This is a genomic window from Halomicrobium sp. HArcht1-1, assembly GCF_058933285.1.
Genome location: NZ_JBZYDL010000001.1, coordinates 375,481 through 395,820 on the forward strand (window position 1 = coordinate 375,481; position 20,340 = coordinate 395,820).

The 20,340-nt window shown below is 66.4% G+C and carries 22 protein-coding genes; 10 read left to right on the forward strand and 12 right to left on the reverse strand.

All coding sequences use genetic code 11. From position 1 onward, the window contains the following. Positions 1-42 precede the first annotated feature (42 nt). Entirely contained in the window at positions 43-657 is a 615-nt protein-coding gene (locus AC5FRZ_RS02030; protein ID WP_493563731.1) for a hypothetical protein, read from the reverse strand. A gap of 111 nt (positions 658-768) precedes the next feature. Beyond that, positions 769-2,187 carry a dihydrolipoyl dehydrogenase gene (gene lpdA, locus AC5FRZ_RS02035; protein ID WP_170093163.1) on the reverse strand — a complete coding sequence of 473 codons (1,419 nt, stop codon included), beginning with the start codon at positions 2,185-2,187 and terminating at the stop codon, positions 769-771. 141 nt (positions 2,188-2,328) lie between these two features. Between lpdA and AC5FRZ_RS02040 the strand changes: the two genes are divergently transcribed. After that, on the forward strand, positions 2,329-3,180 hold the full coding sequence (locus AC5FRZ_RS02040) for an alpha/beta fold hydrolase (protein WP_493563732.1): 852 nt from the start codon (positions 2,329-2,331) through the stop codon (positions 3,178-3,180). A 66-nt stretch (positions 3,181-3,246) separates the two neighbouring features. Here AC5FRZ_RS02040 and AC5FRZ_RS02045 read toward each other — a convergent pair whose 3' ends face one another. Continuing rightward, positions 3,247-3,804, reverse strand: coding sequence for a MaoC family dehydratase (locus AC5FRZ_RS02045; protein WP_174259131.1), 558 nt, complete (start codon positions 3,802-3,804; stop codon positions 3,247-3,249). Between the two features lie 270 nt (positions 3,805-4,074). Here AC5FRZ_RS02045 and AC5FRZ_RS02050 point away from each other — a divergent pair, with 270 nt between their 5' ends. The 6 genes from AC5FRZ_RS02050 to priL all read left to right on the forward strand — a co-directional run bounded on the left by AC5FRZ_RS02050 (position 4,075) and on the right by priL (position 8,871). Next, positions 4,075-4,377 carry an AbrB/MazE/SpoVT family DNA-binding domain-containing protein gene (locus AC5FRZ_RS02050; protein ID WP_153552203.1) on the forward strand — a complete coding sequence of 101 codons (303 nt, stop codon included), beginning with the start codon at positions 4,075-4,077 and terminating at the stop codon, positions 4,375-4,377. A 3-nt stretch (positions 4,378-4,380) separates the two neighbouring features. After that, on the forward strand, positions 4,381-4,932 hold the full coding sequence (locus AC5FRZ_RS02055) for a hypothetical protein (RefSeq protein WP_015761964.1): 552 nt from the start codon (positions 4,381-4,383) through the stop codon (positions 4,930-4,932). Positions 4,933-4,971: 39 nt separating this feature from the next. Next, a complete protein-coding gene (locus AC5FRZ_RS02060) occupies positions 4,972-5,517 on the forward strand; it encodes a poly(R)-hydroxyalkanoic acid synthase subunit PhaE (RefSeq protein ID WP_170093168.1) in 546 nt (181 codons plus the stop codon). 3 nt (positions 5,518-5,520) lie between these two features. After that, on the forward strand, positions 5,521-6,912 hold the full coding sequence (gene phaC / locus AC5FRZ_RS02065) for a class III poly(R)-hydroxyalkanoic acid synthase subunit PhaC (protein ID WP_493563733.1): 1,392 nt from the start codon (positions 5,521-5,523) through the stop codon (positions 6,910-6,912). Positions 6,913-6,996: 84 nt separating this feature from the next. Next, on the forward strand, positions 6,997-7,737 hold the full coding sequence (locus tag AC5FRZ_RS02070) for a beta-ketoacyl-ACP reductase (protein ID WP_208627608.1): 741 nt from the start codon (positions 6,997-6,999) through the stop codon (positions 7,735-7,737). Positions 7,738-7,791: 54 nt separating this feature from the next. Next, positions 7,792-8,871 (forward strand): DNA primase regulatory subunit PriL, encoded by a 1,080-nt coding sequence (priL, locus tag AC5FRZ_RS02075; protein ID WP_493563734.1) that lies wholly within the window; start codon positions 7,792-7,794, stop codon positions 8,869-8,871. A 25-nt stretch (positions 8,872-8,896) separates the two neighbouring features. Here the strand turns inward: priL and AC5FRZ_RS02080 are convergent, their stop codons facing one another. The 4 genes from AC5FRZ_RS02080 to AC5FRZ_RS02095 all read right to left on the reverse strand — a co-directional run bounded on the left by AC5FRZ_RS02080 (position 8,897) and on the right by AC5FRZ_RS02095 (position 12,232). After that, positions 8,897-9,106, reverse strand: coding sequence for a DUF7472 family protein (locus tag AC5FRZ_RS02080; RefSeq protein WP_153552197.1), 210 nt, complete (start codon positions 9,104-9,106; stop codon positions 8,897-8,899). A 55-nt stretch (positions 9,107-9,161) separates the two neighbouring features. Continuing rightward, entirely contained in the window at positions 9,162-9,713 is a 552-nt protein-coding gene (locus AC5FRZ_RS02085; protein ID WP_170093172.1) for a maltose acetyltransferase domain-containing protein, read from the reverse strand. Continuing rightward, positions 9,713-9,889 carry a ribbon-helix-helix domain-containing protein gene (locus AC5FRZ_RS02090; protein WP_015761970.1) on the reverse strand — a complete coding sequence of 59 codons (177 nt, stop codon included), beginning with the start codon at positions 9,887-9,889 and terminating at the stop codon, positions 9,713-9,715. Before AC5FRZ_RS02090 ends, AC5FRZ_RS02085 begins: the two co-directional genes overlap by 1 nt. A gap of 180 nt (positions 9,890-10,069) precedes the next feature. Beyond that, the gene (locus tag AC5FRZ_RS02095) at positions 10,070-12,232 is read right to left on the reverse strand and encodes a twin-arginine translocase subunit TatC (protein ID WP_170093173.1); all 2,163 of its coding nucleotides are present in this window, start codon (positions 12,230-12,232) and stop codon (positions 10,070-10,072) included. Between the two features lie 110 nt (positions 12,233-12,342). Here AC5FRZ_RS02095 and tatC point away from each other — a divergent pair, with 110 nt between their 5' ends. Then, entirely contained in the window at positions 12,343-14,244 is a 1,902-nt protein-coding gene (gene tatC / locus AC5FRZ_RS02100) for a twin-arginine translocase subunit TatC (protein ID WP_493563735.1), read from the forward strand. Here the strand turns inward: tatC and AC5FRZ_RS02105 are convergent. Together AC5FRZ_RS02105 and larE are read right to left on the reverse strand one after the other, a co-directional pair. Beyond that, positions 14,241-15,221: a sensor histidine kinase gene (locus AC5FRZ_RS02105; RefSeq protein ID WP_493563736.1), complete on the reverse strand. Its 981-nt coding sequence runs from the start codon at positions 15,219-15,221 to the stop codon at positions 14,241-14,243. The two genes, tatC and AC5FRZ_RS02105, sit on opposite strands and share 4 nt — an antisense overlap. A 91-nt stretch (positions 15,222-15,312) precedes the next feature. Next, positions 15,313-16,185, reverse strand: a complete 873-nt coding sequence (gene larE / locus AC5FRZ_RS02110) for an ATP-dependent sacrificial sulfur transferase LarE (RefSeq protein WP_170093176.1) — start codon at positions 16,183-16,185, stop codon at positions 15,313-15,315. A gap of 197 nt (positions 16,186-16,382) precedes the next feature. Here larE and AC5FRZ_RS02115 point away from each other — a divergent pair, with 197 nt between their 5' ends. Beyond that, entirely contained in the window at positions 16,383-17,132 is a 750-nt protein-coding gene (locus AC5FRZ_RS02115; RefSeq protein WP_493563737.1) for a ribonuclease H-like domain-containing protein, read from the forward strand. 133 nt (positions 17,133-17,265) lie between these two features. Here AC5FRZ_RS02115 and AC5FRZ_RS02120 read toward each other — a convergent pair whose 3' ends face one another. Both AC5FRZ_RS02120 and AC5FRZ_RS02125 read right to left on the reverse strand, forming a co-directional pair. Further along, positions 17,266-17,901: a rhomboid family intramembrane serine protease gene (locus AC5FRZ_RS02120; RefSeq protein WP_206039118.1), complete on the reverse strand. Its 636-nt coding sequence runs from the start codon at positions 17,899-17,901 to the stop codon at positions 17,266-17,268. A 70-nt stretch (positions 17,902-17,971) separates the two neighbouring features. Then, entirely contained in the window at positions 17,972-19,099 is a 1,128-nt protein-coding gene (locus tag AC5FRZ_RS02125; protein WP_208627616.1) for an ORC1-type DNA replication protein, read from the reverse strand. Between the two features lie 137 nt (positions 19,100-19,236). Here AC5FRZ_RS02125 and AC5FRZ_RS02130 point away from each other — a divergent pair, with 137 nt between their 5' ends. Continuing rightward, the gene (locus tag AC5FRZ_RS02130; RefSeq protein WP_170093179.1) at positions 19,237-19,422 is read left to right on the forward strand and encodes a hypothetical protein; all 186 of its coding nucleotides are present in this window, start codon (positions 19,237-19,239) and stop codon (positions 19,420-19,422) included. Between the two features lie 118 nt (positions 19,423-19,540). Here AC5FRZ_RS02130 and AC5FRZ_RS02135 read toward each other — a convergent pair whose 3' ends face one another. Continuing rightward, a complete protein-coding gene (locus AC5FRZ_RS02135; RefSeq protein WP_208627618.1) occupies positions 19,541-20,311 on the reverse strand; it encodes a CPBP family intramembrane glutamic endopeptidase in 771 nt (256 codons plus the stop codon). Positions 20,312-20,340 lie beyond the last annotated feature (29 nt).

The window sequence follows — 20,340 nt, forward strand, 5'->3', positions numbered from 1 at the left end:
GCCGGTACAGCGCTCGACGTGAAAAGAATCGTGGTCGCGTGGCTACAGTCGGCGGAAGCGACGGTCGACGTACCAGTGTGCCACGAGGACGACGGCGCTGGCAGACAGCGCCCCGATGCCGACGGAGCCAAGCGACAGCCCGTACACCGAGCCAGCGAGGGGATTCTGTCCCATGGTCGCCACGTAGGACCCGACGGCGTCGCCGCCGAACACTCCCATGGCGATCGAGCCGGTCGTGATCGCGATCGCGAACCCGCCCATCGCGAGGCTGACTCCACCGGCGAAGTCCTCGACGGTGAGGACCTGGTAGGCCTGCTGTTCGGTCAGGGGCGCGTGTTCGACGCGGTACAGCGCCGCCCCGACGAGCAAGACGGCCGAGAAAAGCACCATCGTCCCGCCGAACGCGCCGAGCAGCGCGACCCTCGGCGTCGCGGTCATCGGGTCGGTCGTCGTCAGATAGCTGGCGACGCTGTCGGGATAGAGCCAGTAGAGCGGCACCGTCGCGGCAAGCACCGCGAGCAAGAGTCCCTGGACACGCAACTTCCAGGGGATCGGCTGTGCGAAAAGCGAGTCCCGCAGGACGCGCACCCGCTCGTAGGCCGAATCCGAGAGGACGGCGTCGGTGATTCCGTCGCTGCGCTGTTGTTCCGGTGACATCTTTCGTCTCGTTAGGCATGCCTTTCTTAATCTCAGACTTAACGCTTTCCCTTCAATATTCGCCGGTTGTTGCCGAAAGAATACGGGTACAGGCCAGTTCAAGTGGCTTCGTCACCGCGTGTGGATGGCTTCGCCGCGGGCCGCCAGCGCGGCCTCGTGGACGGCCTCCGAGAGCGTCGGGTGGGTGTGGATCGTGCCGGCGATGTCTTCGAGCGTCGCGCCCATCTCGATTGCCAGGCCGACCTCGGCGATGGACTCGGAGGCCTCCGGGCCGACGATCTGTGCGCCCAGGACGAAGCCGGTCTCGTCGTCGGCAACGATCCGGGCGAACCCCTCTTTCTCGTCGATCGTCAGCGCGCGACCGTTCGCCCGCATCGGCATCTGGCCGACGACGGGGTCGAACCCGGCGTCGGCGGCTTCCGCTTCGGTCATGCCGACGGTCCCGATCTCCGGTTCGGTAAAGACCGCGGCCGGGACCGCCTGGTGGTCCAGTGCGGCCGGCTCGCCCGCGGCGACCTCCGCGGCGACCTCGCCCTCGGCCATCGCCTTGTGGGCCAGCATCGGCTCGCCGGCCACGTCGCCGACGGCGAAGACGTGCTCGGCGTCGGTCCGGGCCTGCTCGTCCGTCGCCAGGAACCCGTCCTCGTCGGGTTCGATACCCAGCTCGTCCAGTCCCAGCCCGTCCGTGACCGACTGGCGACCGACCGCGACGAGTGCCTTCTCGGCGTCGAACCGCGTCAGATCGCCGTCTTCGTCTTCCGTGTGGACGACGATCTCCTCGCCCGCCTGCTCCCAGCTGTCGGCCGCCTCGCCGAAGTAGAAGTCGACGCCGATCTCCTCGGCCCGTTCCCGGACCAGCGTGGCGATGTCGTCCTCGAAGCCCGGCAGCGCCTCGTCCAGCATCTCGACGACGGTCACCTCGCTGCCGAGCTTCTGGAACACCGTCGACAGCTCCATACCGATGTAGCCCGCGCCGACGACCAGCAGCCGCTCGGGCAGCGACTCCAGTGCGAGTGCCTCCTTCGAGGAGAGGATCGGCTCGGCGTCGAACTCGAAGCCGGGGACCTGGATCGGGCGGCTCCCCGTGGCGACGACCGCGTACTCGAACTCGACGGACTCCGACCCCTGCCCGTCGCCGCCGTGGGCGATCCGGGCGGTGTGTTCGCCAGTGAAGGTCGCCTCGCCCTCGATCAGCTCGACGCCGGCCGACTTCGCCAGCGACTCGACGCCCCGCGTCAGCCGGGTGACGACGCCGTCTTTCCACTCGACCATCCCGGCCAGGTCGACCGCGGGATCGGCGTAGACGCCCATCTCCTCGGCCTGGCCGGCCCGGTGGGCCACGTCTGCCCCCGAGATCAGCGCCTTCGAGGGGATACAGCCGTGGTTGAGGCAGGTCCCACCGTAGGCGTCTCGCTCGACGAGTGTGGTGTCGACGCCGAGCTGAGCGGCCCGGATGGCGGCCACGTACCCGCCCGGCCCGCCGCCGACGACCAGCAGTTCCGTTCCTGTCGTTACGTCTCCGACGACCATACCGACGCCTCGCACGGCCGCCTGAAAAAGACGACTGTCCCCGGCCAGCCCTCGCCCGACACCGCTTGCGGTCGACGGCCGGCGCTGTCGCCCTGTCAGCAGTCCGAAGGCTCATGTCTCTCAGACCCCGACTTCGAGGCGATGAACGAGTCGATCGAGTCGAACGCTACGACGCTGTCGGTTGACGGCGACGACGTCACCGTCCGATATCTCACCGCCGGTGACGGACCGCCACTGCTCTTCTTGCACGGGATCGGCCTCGACGCGGCGGCGGTGTCCGGTCGGTACGCGCTCCCCGCACTGGCCGAGGAGTACACCGTCTACGCGCTCGACTTCCCGGGCCACGGCGAGAGCGAGAAACCCCGCCGAACGTATACGACGGACTACTACGTAGACACACTGTCGGCGTTCGTCGACGAACTCGCCATCTCCGGCGCGAGCGTCGTCGGCGTGTCGATGGGCGGTGCGGTCGCGCTCGGCCACGCGCTCGACGGCGGTCGCCCGGAGCGGCTGGTGCTCGTCGACAGCTACGGCCTCGGTGCCGACGCCTACTGGCGGACCGGTGCCAGTCTCGCCCTCCGGGTCCCGTTCGCGGACAGCCTGCTCTGGGGGAGCATGGGCTCGCGCGCGGCGGTCCGGACCAGTCTCCAGACGATGTCCGGGGCGACGCTGCCGGACGAACTGGTCGACGACGTGTACGAGACGATCTCACCGGCGACCATGCGGACGCTCCGGAGCTGGCAGCGCCACGAGTTCCAGGCCGACGGCCTCCGTACCGACTACACGGCACGGCTCTCGGAGCTCGACGTTCCGACGCTGCTCGTCCACGGCTCGGAAGACCCGCTGCTCCCGGTGTCGTGGTCGGAACGAGCGAGTGAGCTGTTGCCAGACGGGCAGTTCCTGGCGGCGAAGGGGTGTGGGCACTGGCCCCACAGGGAACGACCCGAGCGGTTCAATCGGGCGGTAACGGCGTTTCTCAATAGTAACAATTGAAACGATTGACACACCGATCGCACTGCTGTCGTGCGATCGGGTGTGCATTGACTTTCAATTGCTACTCTAGCTTTCGTCGGGCATCTCGTCGATGAGGACGACGGCCTCGCCGTCGATGACCACGTCGCCGTCGTCGACGACGCGGGTCGTCAGGCGGTACTGGTCGTCGCCCAGATCCTCGACGATCTCGATTTCGGCCGTCAGGCGGTCGTCGATGCGGACCGGGTTGTGAAACTCCAGATCCTGCGAGAGATAGATCGTCAGCCCCGGCAGCCGCGCGAGGGCGGCGCTGATGAGTCCGCCGACGAGCGTGCCGTGCGCGATCCGGCCGCGGAACCGGGTCTGCTCGGCGAAGTCGTCGTCGAGGTGGAGGGGGTTCGTGTCGCCGCTGGCGGCGGCGAACTGCTTGACGTCGTTGTCGGAGATCCGTTTCGTGAACTCGACGCGATCACCGACTCCGAGCCGGTCGGGGTTGTCGGCGCTCAGTTCGACGTGCCACTCGGGGAGGTCCTCGTCGGCCTCGATGCGTTCTGCCGGGAGTGGCTTGCCGTCCCCGTCGTCGTCCGGCCGGACGCCGAACGCCGCGAACGCCGCCCGATTGGCCGCCACCACGCTGTTGAACATGTGTGAGGACGTTTCCGTCCACGTGTCCAGCAGCGGGTTGTCGTGAGATTCAGAACTCATTGCTGGAAAAGCATTGGTTCCACCGATATTAAAGGGTGGTGGTAGCCGCTGTTCGTCGTTCAGACACCTCCTACCGCCCGACAACGGCGCATTTCCGCCCGCGAATTCCGTCTCGCTGCCAGATCGGCTGCCAGCTGATGGCATCTGATGGTATCTGTTGGTGATGAGCGGAAGCTTTATGTCGTTGAAAGGAATAGAGTGTAGTACCCGATGACCGACGAGAACGATGTCACGATGTGGCCCCCGATGTTCAAGGGGATGCAGGAAGCGAGCGAGCAGGCTATCGAATCCCAGCAGGAGATGCTCCAGCAGATGATGTCTGCCGGCAGCGGCATGCCCGGTTTCGACATGAACCAGCTCGGTGCGATGAGCCAGATGGCGACGTTCAAGACCCGCGTCCAGAGCGGCGGACGCATCTCCATTCCCGACGCCGAGCGAGAGGCCCTCGACATCGAGGAAGGCGACATCGTCCAGACAGTCGTTCTCCCGGTCAAGCGGAACCGCACGGAGTAACCCATGAGCCAATACACAACCCCAGTCACCACGGCGTTCGAGATGCAGCGCGCGACGATCGAGCAGAGCCAGAAGGCGCTCAAACAGAGCATCGAGTTCCAGAAGAACATGAACGAGGCCATGCTCGGCAGCCTCGACAGCCAGGAGTCCGCACAGCGACGCGGCGTCGAACTCGCACAGACGGCCGTCCACAACTACCTCGACACCGTCGAGTCGACGGTTCCCGGCGTCGCGCCTACCGTCGAGGAGATCCGAACGACCGTCGACGAGCAGTACGAGTTCCTGCTGGAGAACCACGCCGAAGTCTTCGAGAACGTCGAGGCGGAGTTCCACGAAGGCGCGGAGACCTACGACGAGATGACCGGCGACGTCGTCGCGGCGCTCGACGAGCAGATCGACCTGCTCGTCGAGGCCCACGAGGACCTCGAAGACCAGTCCGTCGAGGCCGTCGAGCAGTGGGGCGACCAGCTCGAAGACCTCCAGGACCAGGTCGAAGAGGTCCAAGAGCAGGTCCGCGAAGTCCAGGAACAGGCCGCCGACGCCGTCGAGGCGTAAATCGCCGCACCTTTTCGTTCTGAATACTAACAACTTACCATGAGTGATACGAACCAGATGCAAGACGAGTGGACGGAGATGGTCGAACAGATGAACGAGGCCGTCTCCGAGTCGGTCGAACAGAACATGAAGGCACAGGCCGCCTTCGTCGAGTCGTGGGCCGACGCGGTCGAAGACTCGATCCCCGAGGAGGAAAACGTCACCGAGGGCATCCAGGGGTACAACCAGGCCTACGAGGAGTGGATGAACGCCGCCGAGAAGATGCTCGAACGCACCGGCGACGCCGCCCAGGGCGAAGACGTGGACCCGACGGAGTTTCGCGACATCTGGCTCCAGTCGGCAAACGAGGCGTTCAAGCACGTGATGGGTACCTCCGCCTTCGCCGCCGCCAACGGCCAGCTCGTCGAGACCATGATGGAGATGCGCCAGCAGGCCGACGACATCGGGCAGGACTCGATCGCCCAGATGGGCTTCTCGACGCGTGAGGACGTCGAAGAAGTCGGCGAACGGCTCGTCGAGCTGGAGCGTCGCCAGCACGAGGTCGAACAGAAACTCGATCAGATCCTCGACCACCTCGAGGAATAACCCATGACGCCCGCAAATCCCTTCACGGCAGCACTCGACTGGCAGCGCCAGTCCCTGGAGGCGATGACGGAGGCCACCGACCAGGCCAGCGTCGCGCCCGAACGCATCGAGACGATGCAGTCCGTCGAGGTCGGCGAGACGCCAAGCGACGTGGTCTACGAGGAGAACAAACTCCAACTGCTCCACTACGACGCCGAGGCCGCCGGGATCGACGTTCCCGAGGAGGACAAAGAAGAGATTCCGATCCTCATCATCTACGCGCTGATCAACCGCCCGTACATCCTCGACCTCCAGAAGGAACGCTCCGTCGTGCGCCGCCTGCTGGAGGCGGGCCACGACGTGTACCTCATCGACTGGAACGAGCCCTCCCGGCTCGACCAGCACCTCACGCTCGACGACTACGTCAACCGTTACATCGAGAACTGCGTCGACGAGGTCTGTGAGCGCTCGGGCCAGGACGCCATCAATATCCTGGGGTACTGCATGGGCGGAACGATGTCGGTCATCTACACGGCGCTGAACCCCGAGAAGGTCAACGCGCTGGGGCTGATGGCCGCCGGACTCTGCTTCGACCAGACCGGCGGCGTCCTCGAAGAGTGGGGCTCCGACGAGTACTACGACCCCGAGGACGTGACCGAGACGTTCGGCAACGTCCCCTCCGAGATGCTCGACGTGGGCTTTGCCCTGATGGACCCCGTCGACAACTACGTCTCGAAGTACATCCGCCTGGCCGAGAACATCGAGAACGAGGGGTTCGTCCGGAACTTCGGACGGATGGAGCAGTGGCTCTCCGACGGGGTCGACGTGGCCGGCGAGGCCTACGTCGAGTTCCTGGAGAAGATCTACCAGGACAACGACCTCTACAACGACCGACTGGAGATCGGCGGCGAACACGTCGACCTCGACGAAATCGACATGCCGATGCTTCAGTTGATGGGCGAGTACGACCACCTCATCCCGCCGGAAGCCTCCAAGCCGTTCAACGAGGTCGTCGGCTCTGACGACGTGACCACGATGGAGTTCTCGACGGGCCACATCGGTCTCTCGGTCTCGTCGAGCACCCACGAGAACCTCTGGCCCGACGTGTGTGACTGGTACAAGGAACGCAACCGACAGGCCGAAGCGGCGGACGACGAGAGCGAGGACGCCGTCCCGATCGACGTGGAGTCGCCGGCAGACGACGCCGCCGAGAGCGACGACGAGGCGGCGGCCGATGAGAGCGAGGACGCTCCCGACGTGGCGTCTGTCGACGGCATCGGTCCGACCTACGCCGACCGCCTGCGCGAGGCCGGCATCGAGACCGTCGACGACCTCGCAACGCACGACGCGGCCGAGCTGGCCGAGATCGCCGAAACGACGGAGTCTCGGGTCCAGGACTGGCTCGACCAGCTGTAGCCGGACGCGTCGCTCGAAACCATCTTTCCTTCGTCGGCACGGTCCGGCGGACCGCTTTTCACGACTGGGTGTGAACTGGCTGATATGCTCGACGGACAGACCTGTCTGGTGACCGGCTCCTCTCGCGGGATCGGACGCGGGATCGCCACGGACGTGGCGGCCCACGGAGCGACCGTGGTCGTCAACTACCGTTCCTCCGAACAGGCCGCCGAGGCGGTCGTCGACGAGATCGAGGCCGCTGGCGGCGAGGCGGTGGCCGTCCAGGGCGACGTGTCGGCGTACGACGCCGTCGAACGGATGCGGACGACGATCCACGACGCCGTCGGCCCGGTCGACGTGGTCGTCAACAACGCCGGGATCACGGTCGACCGGACCTTCGGGGAGATGACCCGCGAGGACTGGGAGGCCGTCATCGACGTGAACCTCGGGGGCGTGTTCAACGTCAGCCACTGCTTCTACGACGACATCCGCGAGGCCGAGGACGGCCGCCTGATCAACGTCTCCTCGGTCGTCGGCCAGCAGGGCAACTACGGGCAGGCCAACTACGCGGCCGCAAAGTCCGGCCTGTTCGGGTTCACTCGGACGCTGGCCCTGGAGATGGCAGCCACCGGCTCGACGGCCAACTGCGTCGCGCCGGGGTTCGTCGCGACGGACATGCTCGACGAGGTCCCCCAGCGCGTCCAGGAGCGAATCCTCCAGCGGATCCCGCTGGATCGGTTCGCCACGATCGAGGACATCGCCCCCGTCGTGCGCTTCCTCGCCAGCCCCGAGTCGCGGTACATGACCGGGCAGGTGATCGGGGTCAACGGCGGGATGGACTGGTAGCGTGGCGGGGTGTGACCACCGAATTTATTCGCCCCCGCGTGATAGGGTCGGGCGATGCAACCGCTCCACGCGCGCTATCCGTTCTTGCAGTCGGCCCGCGACGCGGTCGAGGAAGCGGCGGTCGATCTGGGCGAGGTCGTCGCCACCGACGAGGTCGTCGTCGAGCGCGCCCGCGAGCGCGTCGAGTGGGCGATCACCGACGGAAGCGTCGGCGACCCCCACCGGCGCACGCGCGTGGAACTGCTGTCGTACCCGGTCGCGCGGGTGCTCGTCTCGCTTGTGGACACGCCGGTCTGTACGCGCAAGTACGCACAGGCCGAGGCCGAGGCCGCACGCGAGCGGTTCGTCGGCGAGTTCACCGCCGGGGAGTCGTTCAGCTACGGCGACACCGAGTCGCTGTCTCTGCAGGCCCTGCTCGCGGAGTTCGACCTCACCGCCGCCGTCCACGAGACCGCGGACGGCTACCGGATCGACGTGGGGACGTACCTCGAACTGGCGGCCGATCAGTGGGGCGACGAGTGGCGACTGGTCAACCGCGCGCTGACCGACGGCGAGGTGCCGGTGACGACGGAGGAACTCCACACGCTGCTCAAGCAGGCGATTCGCCACCGGATCGACGACGGCCTGCCCTTCGACGTGCCGGACGCCATCGCGGACGAACTCGACGCGGAAGTCGAGTCTATCCAGACGACGCTGTCGGAGATGGATCTGACCCGCGAGATCGACACGGTCGTTCCGGACCTGTTCCCGCCCTGCATGCAGCATCTCCTCGACGCAGTTCAGAAGGGCGAGCACCTGGAGCACCACTCGCGGTTCGCGCTGGCGGCCTTCCTGACCTCGATCGGGATGACGACCGACGAGATCGTCGAACTGTTCCAGGTCAATCCGGGGTTCGGCGAGGAGGCCACCCGCTACCAGGTCGACCACATCCGGGGTGACACGAGTCCCACGGAGTACTCGACGCCCTCGTGTGCGACGATGCAGTCCTACGGCGACTGCAAGGGGAAAGACGACATCTGCGAGGACGAGATCAACGAGTCACATCCGCTGAACTACTACGAACACCGACTCGACGAGACCGACGACGAGGAGATCGAAGACTGGCGCGAGAACGGCGAGGAAAGCGAGGCCTGACGGCGCGGCCGACGGCGATCGGCGTTCAGAACTCCCGGCGCTCCAGGAAGAGACCGGCCGCAAGCATGACGACGACGAACGCCGCGATGGCTGCCACGAGTGCGATGCCACCCTCCTGCGTGAGGTCGCCGTTCGCTCCGTAGTTCGTACTCACGACGACCGTACCGGCGATGAACAGCAAGACGGCGACGGCCGACAGCGCGATCTGCGTGACCGTCTCCCGATCGAGGGACATGCTCGTCCGTATCCCCGGGGCCGGCAAAAGCGCTTCGAAGCCCGCGCCGCCCGGCTCACAGTTCTTTGACGACCGTCGCCGGATTGCCGGCCACGACCACGTCCGACGGCACGTCGTCGGTGACGACGGCTCCGGCGGCCACGACCGCACGGTCCCCGACAGTTACCCCCGGCGTCAGGACGGCCTGGCCGCCGATCCAGACGTGATCGCCGACGGTCACGGGCTCTCCCATCTCCAGTCCGTCGGCGCGCTCCGCGGCGTCGAGCGGGTGCGTCGCCGTGTACACGTGGACTGCGGGTCCGAGCAGACAGTGCTCGCCGAACGTGATCTCACACACGTCCAGCAAGACGCAGTCGAAGTTCGCGTAGAAGCCGTCGTCGACGTGGACGTTGAAGCCGTAGTCACACCGGATGGGGGGTTCGACCGTCGCCTCGCCGACCGTCCCGAACAGCTCATCGAGCAGTTCCTGGCGGCGCTTCCCGGCGTCGGGCGGCGTCTCGTTGTACGCCCGCGTCAGTTCGCTGGCCCGGTTTCGGCCGGCCACCAGCTCGGGATCGCTGGGGTCGTAGGCCTCTCCGGCGAGCATCTTCTCTAGCTCCGACGTCATCAGTACTCGTCGTCCAGTCGCCCCTCTCGCTCGTCGATCTCGTCTAAGATGTCCAGCGTCTTGCGAACGGACGCTCGGATCGCCTCGCTGCGGTTGACGAACTTCCCCTCGTCGCCGACGTGCTTGTCCAGATCGTCCAGTAGCTCCGCGGGCACTTCCACGCTGATCTTGGGCATAGCTAGGGTAGGGACGCCGCCGCACATAAAAACAGGTTTCCGGCCCGGCTCGCTGCGGCGTCGGGTGACGTGTTCGCCGACGCGTCTCCTGTCGTCGGTCTTATACTACCGACTGTACATCTGTGAACGATTTCGCCACCCAGAGTGGCGAAGCTCTTCGCGAAGTGACAGCCGGCAGTATCAGTCCGCCGGCTCGGCACCCTCGGGTGCCCGTCTGCCACCGAGGGTGTAGAGCCACAGCACCCCGAGACCGACGAGGAAGGCGATCGTCACCGGGATCGAGACGAGGAACATCGTGAAGATGCCCTTCGGCGAGAACAGGGCTCCGGCGACGAACACCCCGAGCGTGACGGTCCGCCAGCGGTCCTGGACCGACTGGAAGGTGATGATGTTCCCGCGGTGGAACAGCAACATCGTCACCGGGATCTCGAACAGCAGTCCGATCCCGACCGTCAGCGCGAGCACGAGCCAGCCGAACTTGGCGACGCGATACGAGATGATCATCCCCGACTGGAGCACGTCGAAGGCCAGCCAGGAGATCACCGTCGGCGCGACGTAGGTGAACCCGACGAGGCTCCCGCCGATCATCGACGCGATGACGGTCCCGCTCCAGATCCCGAGCACGCCCCGCTGGCCGCCGACGAAGCCCCGTTCTTTCAGCGCCGGCCAGGCGAAGTAGACGATCAGTGGCAGCACCGCCACCGCGCCCAGGATCGCGGAGAACTTCACGATGAAGATCAGGTGCTCGACCGGGTGGAGGTTGACGAACGTCACGTCGGCCCGCATCGACGGCGGGAGGTTGCTGACGAACGTGTTCCGGATGTCTCCGATGCCACCGGAGTACAGGAAGACGAAGGCGGCCCCGGAGATCGCCATGAACGTGCCGACGAACCAGATCGCCTTCGAAGTCAGCGAGTCGAGGATGAAGGCGATGTCGTGGTAGTAGCCGCCGATGTCGTCCTCGGTGGTCTCCTCTTCGGTGAAGGCGTTCATCACGCCGGCCGTCGTCGAGGTGACCACGTCGGCGTCCTCCTCGTCCTCGTCGTCGGCTGCCTCACCCGTGCCCGCCATCGTGTCCTGAGCGAAGTCCCAGCGGCCCAGAATCGCCTCGGCTTTGTCCGGATTCCCGTCGTCCATCGCCGACTGGGCCAGTTCGAGCGCTTCCTGCTCTTCCATCTCCTGGAACCGCTGGACCGGCGCGCTCCGGACGGCACCGGCGCTCAGCGGTTCGATGTCGATGGCCGTCGGATCGCCGTAGTTGCCCGCCTCGGCGGCCGCCACGTCGAGGGCCTGGATCATGTAGTAGTACAGGACGACGATCGCGGCCACGACGCCGAACACGGCGGCGATGGCGATCGCGGTCGTCTCCGTTCCCAGTCCGAGCAGGTCCGGGCGAGCGATGTCGCCGGTGAGCCGGTCGGAGGGGAACCACGCCGCGAACGCCTGGATGTACTGGAACGCGGGCGTCGCGAGCAGGTAGTACACCGCGCCGCCGGCCACGACCGCTCCGGCCGCGAGCTTGTTCCAGCGCGTGCGCGCGACGGTGGCAGCACCGACCTCCTCGCCGGCCCGCTTGGTCAACACCAGTATCTTCGAGATACCGAGGCTGACGACGTACAGCCCGACGAGGGGCAGCGCCCACATCACCTGCGTGAACGGGTCCGGCGGCGAGAACAGCGCACCGAACCCGAAGATCAGGACCACCGCGACTCGCCAGCGGTCACGGAACGTCTCGTAGGGGACGATGCCGGTGTAGCTCAGCGCGCTCATAAACAGCGGGAGCTGCGCCGCCAGCCCGAACGAGAAGCCGAGCAAGGCGACGAAGCCGACCCACTTGGTGATCGAGTAGTCCGGCCGGAAGCCGGCGGCGTCGGCGTTTTCCGCCAGGAAGTCGAACATCAGCGGGAAAAAGAGGTTGTACGAGTAGAGGATCCCGCCGGCGAACAGGCCGATAGCGATCAACAGCAGACTCCAGAGCTTCCACAGTGGCACCCTGTCGGCGGGCCACAGATCCCGCTCGCGCAACGCGTCGCGGCTGTAGTAGATCAGGAAGGGGAGCGCGAGGAGGATACCGATGACCGCCCCGATTTTCACCTGCAAGAGGATCACGTCGAAGGGCGTGACGGCGACGATGTCGGCCTCTTCGGCGGTCCGTTCGATCATGTCCGCCTTCAAGCGATCCCACAGGAACTCCTGGAGCGCGTAGATCGTTCCGACGAGGCCGACGACCCAGACGATGAACACCTTCTGGAGGTGTTTTTGCGCGGCTCTGAGCATCGAGCCCATCGTCTCGCGGCCGCTCTGGACAGACCGCATCGTGTCTTCGTCGAGCCCCGTAGACATCTGGTCGGAGACTTGCCGACTCTGCGTTATCAATTTGTTCATCGCGCGAACGCTCCGGTCGGGACTGCGAAAAGAAAGTTTACAACAACGAGCAGCCAAGGGGGCCACAGATGGGCGACCGCGACGGCGACGACGAGCGAGCCAGCGAGGAGCCGGCCGACTCCCACTCGGAGGAGTCGCCGGCCGACGAGCAGCAGGTACCCTCGTCGACCGCCGTCGACGCGAAAGCCGACGACGCGTCCGACGCGACGGAGGACTCGGCGGACGACCCGGCAGACGACGACCGCGAGAGAGCGGACTCGGACTCGTCAGCCGACACGGAAGACGAAGACGGAGCCCCCGACTCGGAGGAAGACGAAGACGGAGCCCCCGACTCGGAGGAAGACGAAGACGGAGCCCCCGACTCGGACGACGATCCACAGGAGTGGTGGAAAGACCACGACCCCGCGAACGACGTCGACGAGTCCGGCGACGACGAGTCCGACGACGACGAGGAGCTGCCGCCGGCCGCCCGCCGAGACCAGACGCAGGCACGCGGCGACGCTCGCCGGGCCGACGAGACCGGCGACTCGTCGGACACCGACGATTCCGAGGACGGTGACGCCGACACGGCGTCGGACACCGACGACGGTGACAGCGACGACTCGGAGGAGCCAAAGCAGGTCCACGCGCCAGGCCCGTCGCCGAAAGGCGGTGGCACCGCGGCCAGTGCGACAGCGCGGCCGACGCGCGATCGCGAACCGCCGTCCCCGCCGGACGATGTCGGGCCGTCGACGGCTCCCGACGACGAGGAGATGCCCCTGACCGAGCACGTCGAGGAGATGGCGCTGCGGTTCCTGGCGGTCGGACTCGTCATGTTCGGCGTCGCCGGGATCGTCGTGTTCTACGCCAACGACCTGATCAACTTCCTGTGGTACTCGTTCCTGGGCGACCCGGCGCTCTGTCCCGGCCCGGACTGTGGCGTCAAGCCTCGCGTCTACCACCCGCTCTCGCTGGTGCTTGCGCGTCTGAAGGTGTCGACGCTGGTCGGGCTGATCATCGCACTGCCGGTCGGCGTCTACCAGACCTATCGGTTCATGCGCCCCGGCCTCTACCCTCGCGAGCGACGCTACTACCTCGCGGCCGTCCCTACGAGCCTCGTGCTGGCGGCCGTCGGGGTCAGCTTCGCGTACTTCGCCGTCCTCCCCTCGCTGTTCGCCTACTTCACCGAGTACAGCGAGCAGGCGGCGACGACGGCCTTCGGCCTGACCGAGACGTTCAACCTCATCGTCCTGATGCTCGGCTTCTTCGCGCTCGTCTTCCAGATTCCGCTGCTGGTGATGCTGGCGATCATGATGGGCGTGACGACCCGCCAGTGGCTCGAAGACCGGCGGCTGTACTTCTGGGGTGGCTTCGCTGCCGTCGCCTTCCTCTTTAGCCCGGACCCGACCGGGATGGCACCGCTGATCGTCGCGGTGACGATGATCTTCCTGTTCGAGGGGACGCTGGCGCTGCTTCGCTGGACCGGCACCGGTTCGCCGGTTCCGACGGCCGAGGAGGCGGCCGACCGCCGACCGGTCGCCTACCTCGCTGCGGCGCTCGGCGGCTACGTCGCCAGCAGCGGCCCGATCCCGCCGGGCTACTACGACGCGCTGCCCCAGGTCGTGATCGACCAACTCGCGAGTGCGGGTGGACCGATCGCGACACCGGCGATCATCGCGGGTGCGCTGATCGCGCTGTTCGAGATCGGAGCCTTCCTGCTCCGGCGTTACGGCCGCTCGCGGCGGGCGCTCAAGGCACGGCTCGCGGTCGAAGACGCCCGGATTCCCGTCTGGCTCGGTGCGGTCGTCGTCGGCTACTTCGGGAGCCCGACGCCGACGCTCGTCACCGCTGCTCGCGATCTGGCTCTCTCGCCGACGCGGGCGGCGCTGGTCGGTGTCGGCCTGGTGGTCCTGTACGAACTGTTCGTCGCCGTGCTCCGCTGGCGTGAGGGCGACGACGCCGCCGAGACGCCGACGACAGAAGAGGCCTAGGCGTCTTCGAGCGACGAGATTCCGGACACTTCGAACCGTGTCCCTGACGGTTCTCCCGCCGACTGCTGGTCCGTGACCGCGATCGACCAGCCGTGTGCGTCGACGATCTCGGCGACGATCGCCAGCCCGAAGCCAGTCCCCTCGTCGCTCGTCGTGTACCCTCGCTCGAAGATCCGGTCGCGGTCGGCCGGGCCGATTCCGTCGCCGTCGTCGGCGACGTAGAAGCCGTCGCCGTCGGAGAGGAGCCCGACCGTGACGGTCACGTCGTCTGTGGCGTGGTCGACGGCGTTGACGAAGAGATTCGAGAGCAGCCGGTCGAGCCGTCCGGGCGTGGTAGTGAGCGTCGCGTCGGCACGGACCCGAAGTCGCGCTCCGCCGGTGTCGATGCCGCGCCAGGCGTCTTCACACACCGACGCCAGCGACACCCGCTGGGGCTCGTCGACGGTGTCGCCCTGTCGCGCCAGGGTCAGGAGATCGTCGATCAGGCGTTGCATCCGCTCGTGAGCGTCTGCGAGCCGATCGAGGTGGGTCTCGTCGCCGGTCTCTCTGTACAGTTCGAGCTGCGTGATCGCGAGCTGGATCGGCGTCTGGAGGTCGTGTGAGATGCTGCTGGTGAGCGTGTCGAGTCGCTCGCTCTGGCGTCGCAGTTCTCCCTGCTCGTCGACCGTTTCGAGACTCCCGTCGGCGAGCGTATCGACGTGGTCGGCAAGCGCCGCCGTGGGCTCTCCGTCGACGGCGACGCGCTCGTCGACGACGCCGTCCGGGAGGTCGCTGGTCTCGGCGGCCAGCACCGTCACGGGGGCGTCTGCCAGGCGTGTCGCGTCCACCTCGCCGACGGCATCGACGACCACGAAGGACGTGCGGGGATCGTCGAGGACGCGCTCGTCGGGCGTCTCCACTGCGAGCACCGACCCGGTGACGGCACGCTCGAAGGCGAGGCCTCGCTCCTGTGGACCGACGTAGACGACCGGGGGCATATCCTGTCCGAGGTGACGCCGGTGCTAAATGATTGGCGGTTTAATCTCGCATTTCTCTTGTAGGAAATCTAAATCGCTCGGCGAGCCCGTCTCACTCTCCGGTCGGGTACTCCGTCGAGAACACGTCTTCGACGACGGCGTCGTCGTCCTCGGACTCGTCGTCGGGGCTCACGCTCCCGGTCTGGTAGCCGTGGAGATCCAGCGTCACGTGGTCGAAGCCCAGATCCGCGACGTGGTCGCGGGCGGCCCGGACGAAGTCGGGATCCAGTGCCACGTCGAGTTCGTCGTCGCCGACCTCGATGCGGGCGAGCCCGTCGTGGTCGCGCACGCGGAACTGCTCGAAGCCCCAGGTCCGCAGGAGCTGTTCGGCCTTCTCGACGCGAGAGAGCCGGTCCTCGGTCACTTCCAGCCCCGTCGGGATCCGGGAGGAGAGACAGGCCATCGAGGGCTTGTCGGCCACAGACAGGTCGTACTCGCGAGCGATCTCGCGGACCTCCTCTTTGGTGATGTCGTGTTCCAGCAGCGGCGAGTAGGCGTTCAGCTCCTCGACGGCCCGGAGGCCGGGACGGTGTCCCTCGCCGGGGTCCGAGGCGTTGGTGCCGTCACAGACCACGTCGATGTCGAGCCGGCGGGCCTCGTCGTACATCGCCGAGAGGCGCATCGAACGGCAGTGATAGCACCGTTCGTCGTCGTTGGCGACGAACGCCTCGCTGTCGAGTTCGCTGAACTCGACGATCTCGTGGCGAATCCCGATCTCGTCGGCGACGCGGTTGGCGTCGACCAGTTCGGCTTCGGGAAGCGTCTCGCTCTTTGCGGTACAGGCGACGGCGTCGTCGCCCAGCGCGTCGTGGGCGAGTGCGGCGACGACGCTGGAGTCGACGCCACCCGAGAAGGCGATCAGGACGCCCTCTCGGTCGGCCAGATCGGCCCGTGCGGCGTCGAGCTTGGTCTCGACGGCAGTCATGCACCGTCGTTCGGTGCGGACGGGCAAAAGCCCGTTGCGTTAGCCGTTCACAGGGCCGATCGCTGACACGACCGAGGGTAGCACCGCTGACGCTTCGGTGGGAGTTTCACTGCGGCGGGTGAGTGCTCGCTTCGGTCATCGGGACGCCGACCGACCGGACCGACTCATTTATGAGCGACCACACCGCCTAGGGGAGCGTGCGCGTCGAGAACAGTTTCATCGGGGTTCGTGGTGTCGGCGAGCAGACCGAACGCACTCTGTGGGAGGCCGGGATCACCCACTGGGACGCCTTCGAACCGGACCCGGTCGGGCCGACGACGGCCGACCGGATCGAGACGTTCATCGACGAAGGCCGCCGTCGGCTCGCGGACGACGACGTGGCGTACTTCGACGAGCAGTTCCCCTCCGGCGAGCGGTGGCGCGTCTACGAGACCTTCGCCGATCGGGCCTGCTTCTTCGACATCGAGACCACCGGGCTGGACCAGCAGCGCAATCAGGTGACGACGGTGAGTTTCCACCGGGACGGCGACACCGAGACGCTCGTAGCGGGCGACGACCTCACCGCCGAGCGCTTGCGGGCGACGGTCGGCGACGCCGACCTGCTGGTGACGTTCAACGGCAAGCGCTTCGACGTGCCCTTCCTCGAAGCCAACTTCGACGTGGATCTGGACCGACCCCACCTCGACCTGATGTACACCTGCAAGCAACTGGGTCTCAGCGGCGGCCTGAAACAGATCGAGCAGGACATCGGCATCGAGCGAGACCGTCCGGACATCTCCGGCGAGGACGCCGTCCGTCTGTGGCGCGAACACGAGCGGGGCGAGGACGGTTCCCTGGAGACGCTCGTCTCCTACAACCGCGAAGACGCCGTCAACCTCCGGACGCTGGCCGATCGGGTGACGACCCGCCTCGACGAGCGAGTGTTCGTCGACCCGGCCAGCCAGTAGCGCCACCCCTCTCTTTCGAGTGCAGAACCCACCGACACACATCGAGTGCCGTCGGTAGCTGCGGGGATGGTGGACTGGTCCAGTCGACCCCCGCTCGTACCGAACACACAGCCGTCTCGTACTGCCGGCAGCATCACGCTGGCTCTGGCTGGGTTCCCTTCTGCCGTGGGCGCAACACGTGGACGCGGCCGGCCACCAGCCCCAGCAACAGACCGGTGAAGTGCGCGACGAGCGCGACCTGTGGCCGGGCCGTGGCCAGCGTGACGATGATCGCGATCGCCGCGAAGGCGGCCAGTTGCAGCCTGGGGCTGAGCTGAATCGTCCCGACGACGCGATCCGTGAGTCGGTTGCTGGTCAGCAGGTACCCCGCCAGTGCGAAGACCGCCCCGCTCCCGCCCAGTACGCTCACCTGGCCCGCGCCGCCCAGCACCGCGCCAGTCAGCGGTGCGAGCCACACCTCGGCGAGCCCCGAGAGCGCCCCCGCGACCACGAAGAAGGCGTGAAAGCGGGCCGGCGTCGTCTGGCGTTCCAGCAAGATTCCGACGACCGCCAGCGCGACCGCGTTCGCGATCAGGTGCGAGACGCCGCTGTGGGCGTAGACGCTCGTCACGACCGTCCAGGGGTTGTGAGTCACCGGCGTCGTCAGCACGAACAGCGACTGCATCGCGACGCGGCCCGCGACCAGCGACACGAGTTCCTGACAGAGAAACACCGCGAGGAACGCAGCCAGCGTCATCACCGTCGGACTCCCCAGGAGTCGTCGTCGCATTACAGTTCGTACGGACTGTTGGCACAAAAAATGGCGGTCTGGACTGGGGGTCGACGTACAGCCGGGGGTATCAGAGCCGTTCGAGGACGGCCTCGGGGTCGTACTGCAGCGTGAGTTCTCGCGAGCGCCCGCGGCCGTCGACGTTCGTGTAACTGGCCTCGATGACGCCCAGTTGATCGAGCTTGTTGATGATCTCGGAGTAACGGGTGTAGCCCAGATCGGTCTGGTCGTTGAACACGTCGTAGATCTCGCCGGCTCGCTGGCCGTCGTGCTGGGCGATCACCTCCGCGAGTGCGGCCTCGGAGTCCGACAGTTCTCGCAGGCGTCGCGAGAGGTGGACGTACTTGGACTTGTCGTAGGCCGCTTCCACGTCTTCGCGCTCGACGGTGCGGGAGGCTCGCATCTCCGCGTTCATCCCCGCCCGACGCAGCAGGTCGATTCCCACGCGGAGGTCCCCACCCTGCTTGGCGGTGAGTTCGGCGACGCGGTCGAGCACCGTCGTGTCGACGACGCCGTCGTGGAACCCGCGGTCGGCCCGCTCTCGCAGGATGCCGACGATCTCGGGCTCGTCGTACCTGTTGAAGTAGATCTCTTCTGGCCGAAAGACGCTCTGGACGCGCGTATCGAGCGCGTCGATCACGTCCAGATCGAGGTCCGAGGAGATACAGATGACGCCGATCTTGGCTCCGGAGTGGGCCTCGTGGGCGCGCAACAGCGAGTACAGCGTGTCGCTGGCTTCGGACTCGTAGAAGAGGTAGTTCACGTCGTCGAGCGCCACCACCAGCACCTCCTCGCGCTCGACGAGGCGGTCGGTGATCTGGGAGAACAGCTTCTTGAAGGAGATGCCAGAGGAAGGGGGTTCGTAGTCGAAGATTTCGGCGAACAGCCGCGAGAAGACGGCGTAGCGCGTCGAGTCGACCTGACAGTTGACCCGCACCGCCTGCACGTCGGTCTGGGCGGTCAGTTCGTCGAAGAGGATCTGGGTCGCCGTGGTCTTGCCCGTCCCCGGCGGCCCGCGTGCGATGACGTTCAGCGGCCGGGAGCCACGGACGGCGGGCCTGAGCGCGTACTTCAGGTTCTCCATCTGGCTCTCCCGGTGTTCGAACGTCTGGGGGACGTAGTCGATCTCGAAGACGTGTTCGTCCCGGAACACGGACTCGTCCCAGGAGAGCATCCCCTCCTCCGGGTCGTCGCTCATCACTCTCACCGGGGTTCGCGCGCCACTTAACGATTCCCCAGGGTGGTGAAAGTGAAATCGCAGGCTGATGTCGGACGCTGATGACGGCCACTTCTTCGATCAAAACTGACATCTGGTGGTGTCATCTAAGCGATGATATGGTCGAGGGAAATCAGTTGGTGAATATTGTTGCCGTCCTGATCATCATCGGCACAGCCGTCGTTACGGATGAGCTTCTTCTCGGTATCATCGCCGTGATACTGCTGCGAATCCTGACCGTGCTCGTCGATTTGCGTCGCAGTCTTCGACAGACCGATCGGCCGTTCGCCGCAGGCAGCGAATAACGCCCTCGAATCTTCGGCGAGGTAGAATCGTTCTGGTTGGGACTGCCGCGCCGGCCGACGGCTGACGACCGGCCGTCTTCGGGGTCGTTCGACCACGTTCAGAGACTCTCTCGCACGCTCAGAGGAGCCCGAAGAAGGGAACGTCGACAGCCGTCCAGGAGAGCGCGTGGATCAGTGCGACCACGAGGAGGTTCCGCGTCCGCTCGTAGGTGAGACAAAACACCAGCCCCTGGCCGAACAGGACGATCAGGTACGTCGCCAGGAACTCCGGCCCGCCACCGAGCCCGTACAGGCCGTGCATGAGCGCGAAGAGAGCCGCGCCCAGGACGACCTCCAGGGCCGGATGGAACCGCTCTCCGAGCCGTCCCTGGACGATTCCGCGAACGAACTGTTCCTCGACGAGTGCGGGCAGCAGGTACAGCCCGAGGAAGACGAGTGGCCACAGCAGCGGCCACGTCCCGAGGCCGACGGCCGAGCCGGAGCCACCGGAGCCGCTGAGGACTTCGATCGAGAGCCCCGCGAGCGGCAACACGAACTGGATGGCCTCGGCCATCAGATCGAGGCCGGCGGCTCCGAGCACCATCCACAGCGTGTCGTGGAGTGTCGGTCGCCGGATCTGCACGACGTTCCAGCGTCGCGTCGTCGCGAGATAGCCCACGACGACGACGGCGACAGCCACCTGTGATCCCTTCGTGCCCGCGAGCGACGCGAGATCCGCGGACCACGGCGCGACGAAGCGATCGAGCAGCGATCGGTGTATCGGGAACACGAACAGCGAGAGGACCGACGCGAACAGCGTCAGACCGGTCATCCGGATCACCGTCCCGACGCCAGTGTCCGGGCCGACGCGTCGAGACAGGCTGTGCAACCAATGTGCTATCTGGACCATGTGCGTCTCGTTCGACGGTCGACGCCCAC

Excerpts from the sequence above, each read along its gene's own strand:
- AC5FRZ_RS02030 (WP_493563731.1), bottom strand. The coding sequence starts at position 657 with ATGTCACCGGAACAACAGCGCAGCGACGGAATCACCGACGCCGTCCTC.
- lpdA (WP_170093163.1), bottom strand. The coding sequence starts at position 2,187 with ATGGTCGTCGGAGACGTAACGACAGGAACGGAACTGCTGGTCGTCGGC.
- AC5FRZ_RS02040 (WP_493563732.1), top strand. The coding sequence starts at position 2,329 with ATGAACGAGTCGATCGAGTCGAACGCTACGACGCTGTCGGTTGACGGC.
- AC5FRZ_RS02045 (WP_174259131.1), bottom strand. The coding sequence starts at position 3,804 with ATGTTCAACAGCGTGGTGGCGGCCAATCGGGCGGCGTTCGCGGCGTTC.
- AC5FRZ_RS02050 (WP_153552203.1), top strand. The coding sequence starts at position 4,075 with ATGACCGACGAGAACGATGTCACGATGTGGCCCCCGATGTTCAAGGGG.
- AC5FRZ_RS02055 (WP_015761964.1), top strand. The coding sequence starts at position 4,381 with ATGAGCCAATACACAACCCCAGTCACCACGGCGTTCGAGATGCAGCGC.
- AC5FRZ_RS02060 (WP_170093168.1), top strand. The coding sequence starts at position 4,972 with ATGAGTGATACGAACCAGATGCAAGACGAGTGGACGGAGATGGTCGAA.
- phaC (WP_493563733.1), top strand. The coding sequence starts at position 5,521 with ATGACGCCCGCAAATCCCTTCACGGCAGCACTCGACTGGCAGCGCCAG.
- AC5FRZ_RS02070 (WP_208627608.1), top strand. The coding sequence starts at position 6,997 with ATGCTCGACGGACAGACCTGTCTGGTGACCGGCTCCTCTCGCGGGATC.
- priL (WP_493563734.1), top strand. The coding sequence starts at position 7,792 with ATGCAACCGCTCCACGCGCGCTATCCGTTCTTGCAGTCGGCCCGCGAC.
- AC5FRZ_RS02080 (WP_153552197.1), bottom strand. The coding sequence starts at position 9,106 with ATGTCCCTCGATCGGGAGACGGTCACGCAGATCGCGCTGTCGGCCGTC.
- AC5FRZ_RS02085 (WP_170093172.1), bottom strand. The coding sequence starts at position 9,713 with ATGACGTCGGAGCTAGAGAAGATGCTCGCCGGAGAGGCCTACGACCCC.
- AC5FRZ_RS02090 (WP_015761970.1), bottom strand. The coding sequence starts at position 9,889 with ATGCCCAAGATCAGCGTGGAAGTGCCCGCGGAGCTACTGGACGATCTG.
- AC5FRZ_RS02095 (WP_170093173.1), bottom strand. The coding sequence starts at position 12,232 with ATGTCTACGGGGCTCGACGAAGACACGATGCGGTCTGTCCAGAGCGGC.
- tatC (WP_493563735.1), top strand. The coding sequence starts at position 12,343 with ATGGGCGACCGCGACGGCGACGACGAGCGAGCCAGCGAGGAGCCGGCC.
- AC5FRZ_RS02105 (WP_493563736.1), bottom strand. The coding sequence starts at position 15,221 with ATGCCCCCGGTCGTCTACGTCGGTCCACAGGAGCGAGGCCTCGCCTTC.
- larE (WP_170093176.1), bottom strand. The coding sequence starts at position 16,185 with ATGACTGCCGTCGAGACCAAGCTCGACGCCGCACGGGCCGATCTGGCC.
- AC5FRZ_RS02120 (WP_206039118.1), bottom strand. The coding sequence starts at position 17,901 with ATGCGACGACGACTCCTGGGGAGTCCGACGGTGATGACGCTGGCTGCG.
- AC5FRZ_RS02125 (WP_208627616.1), bottom strand. The coding sequence starts at position 19,099 with ATGAGCGACGACCCGGAGGAGGGGATGCTCTCCTGGGACGAGTCCGTG.
- AC5FRZ_RS02130 (WP_170093179.1), top strand. The coding sequence starts at position 19,237 with ATGGTCGAGGGAAATCAGTTGGTGAATATTGTTGCCGTCCTGATCATC.
- AC5FRZ_RS02135 (WP_208627618.1), bottom strand. The coding sequence starts at position 20,311 with ATGGTCCAGATAGCACATTGGTTGCACAGCCTGTCTCGACGCGTCGGC.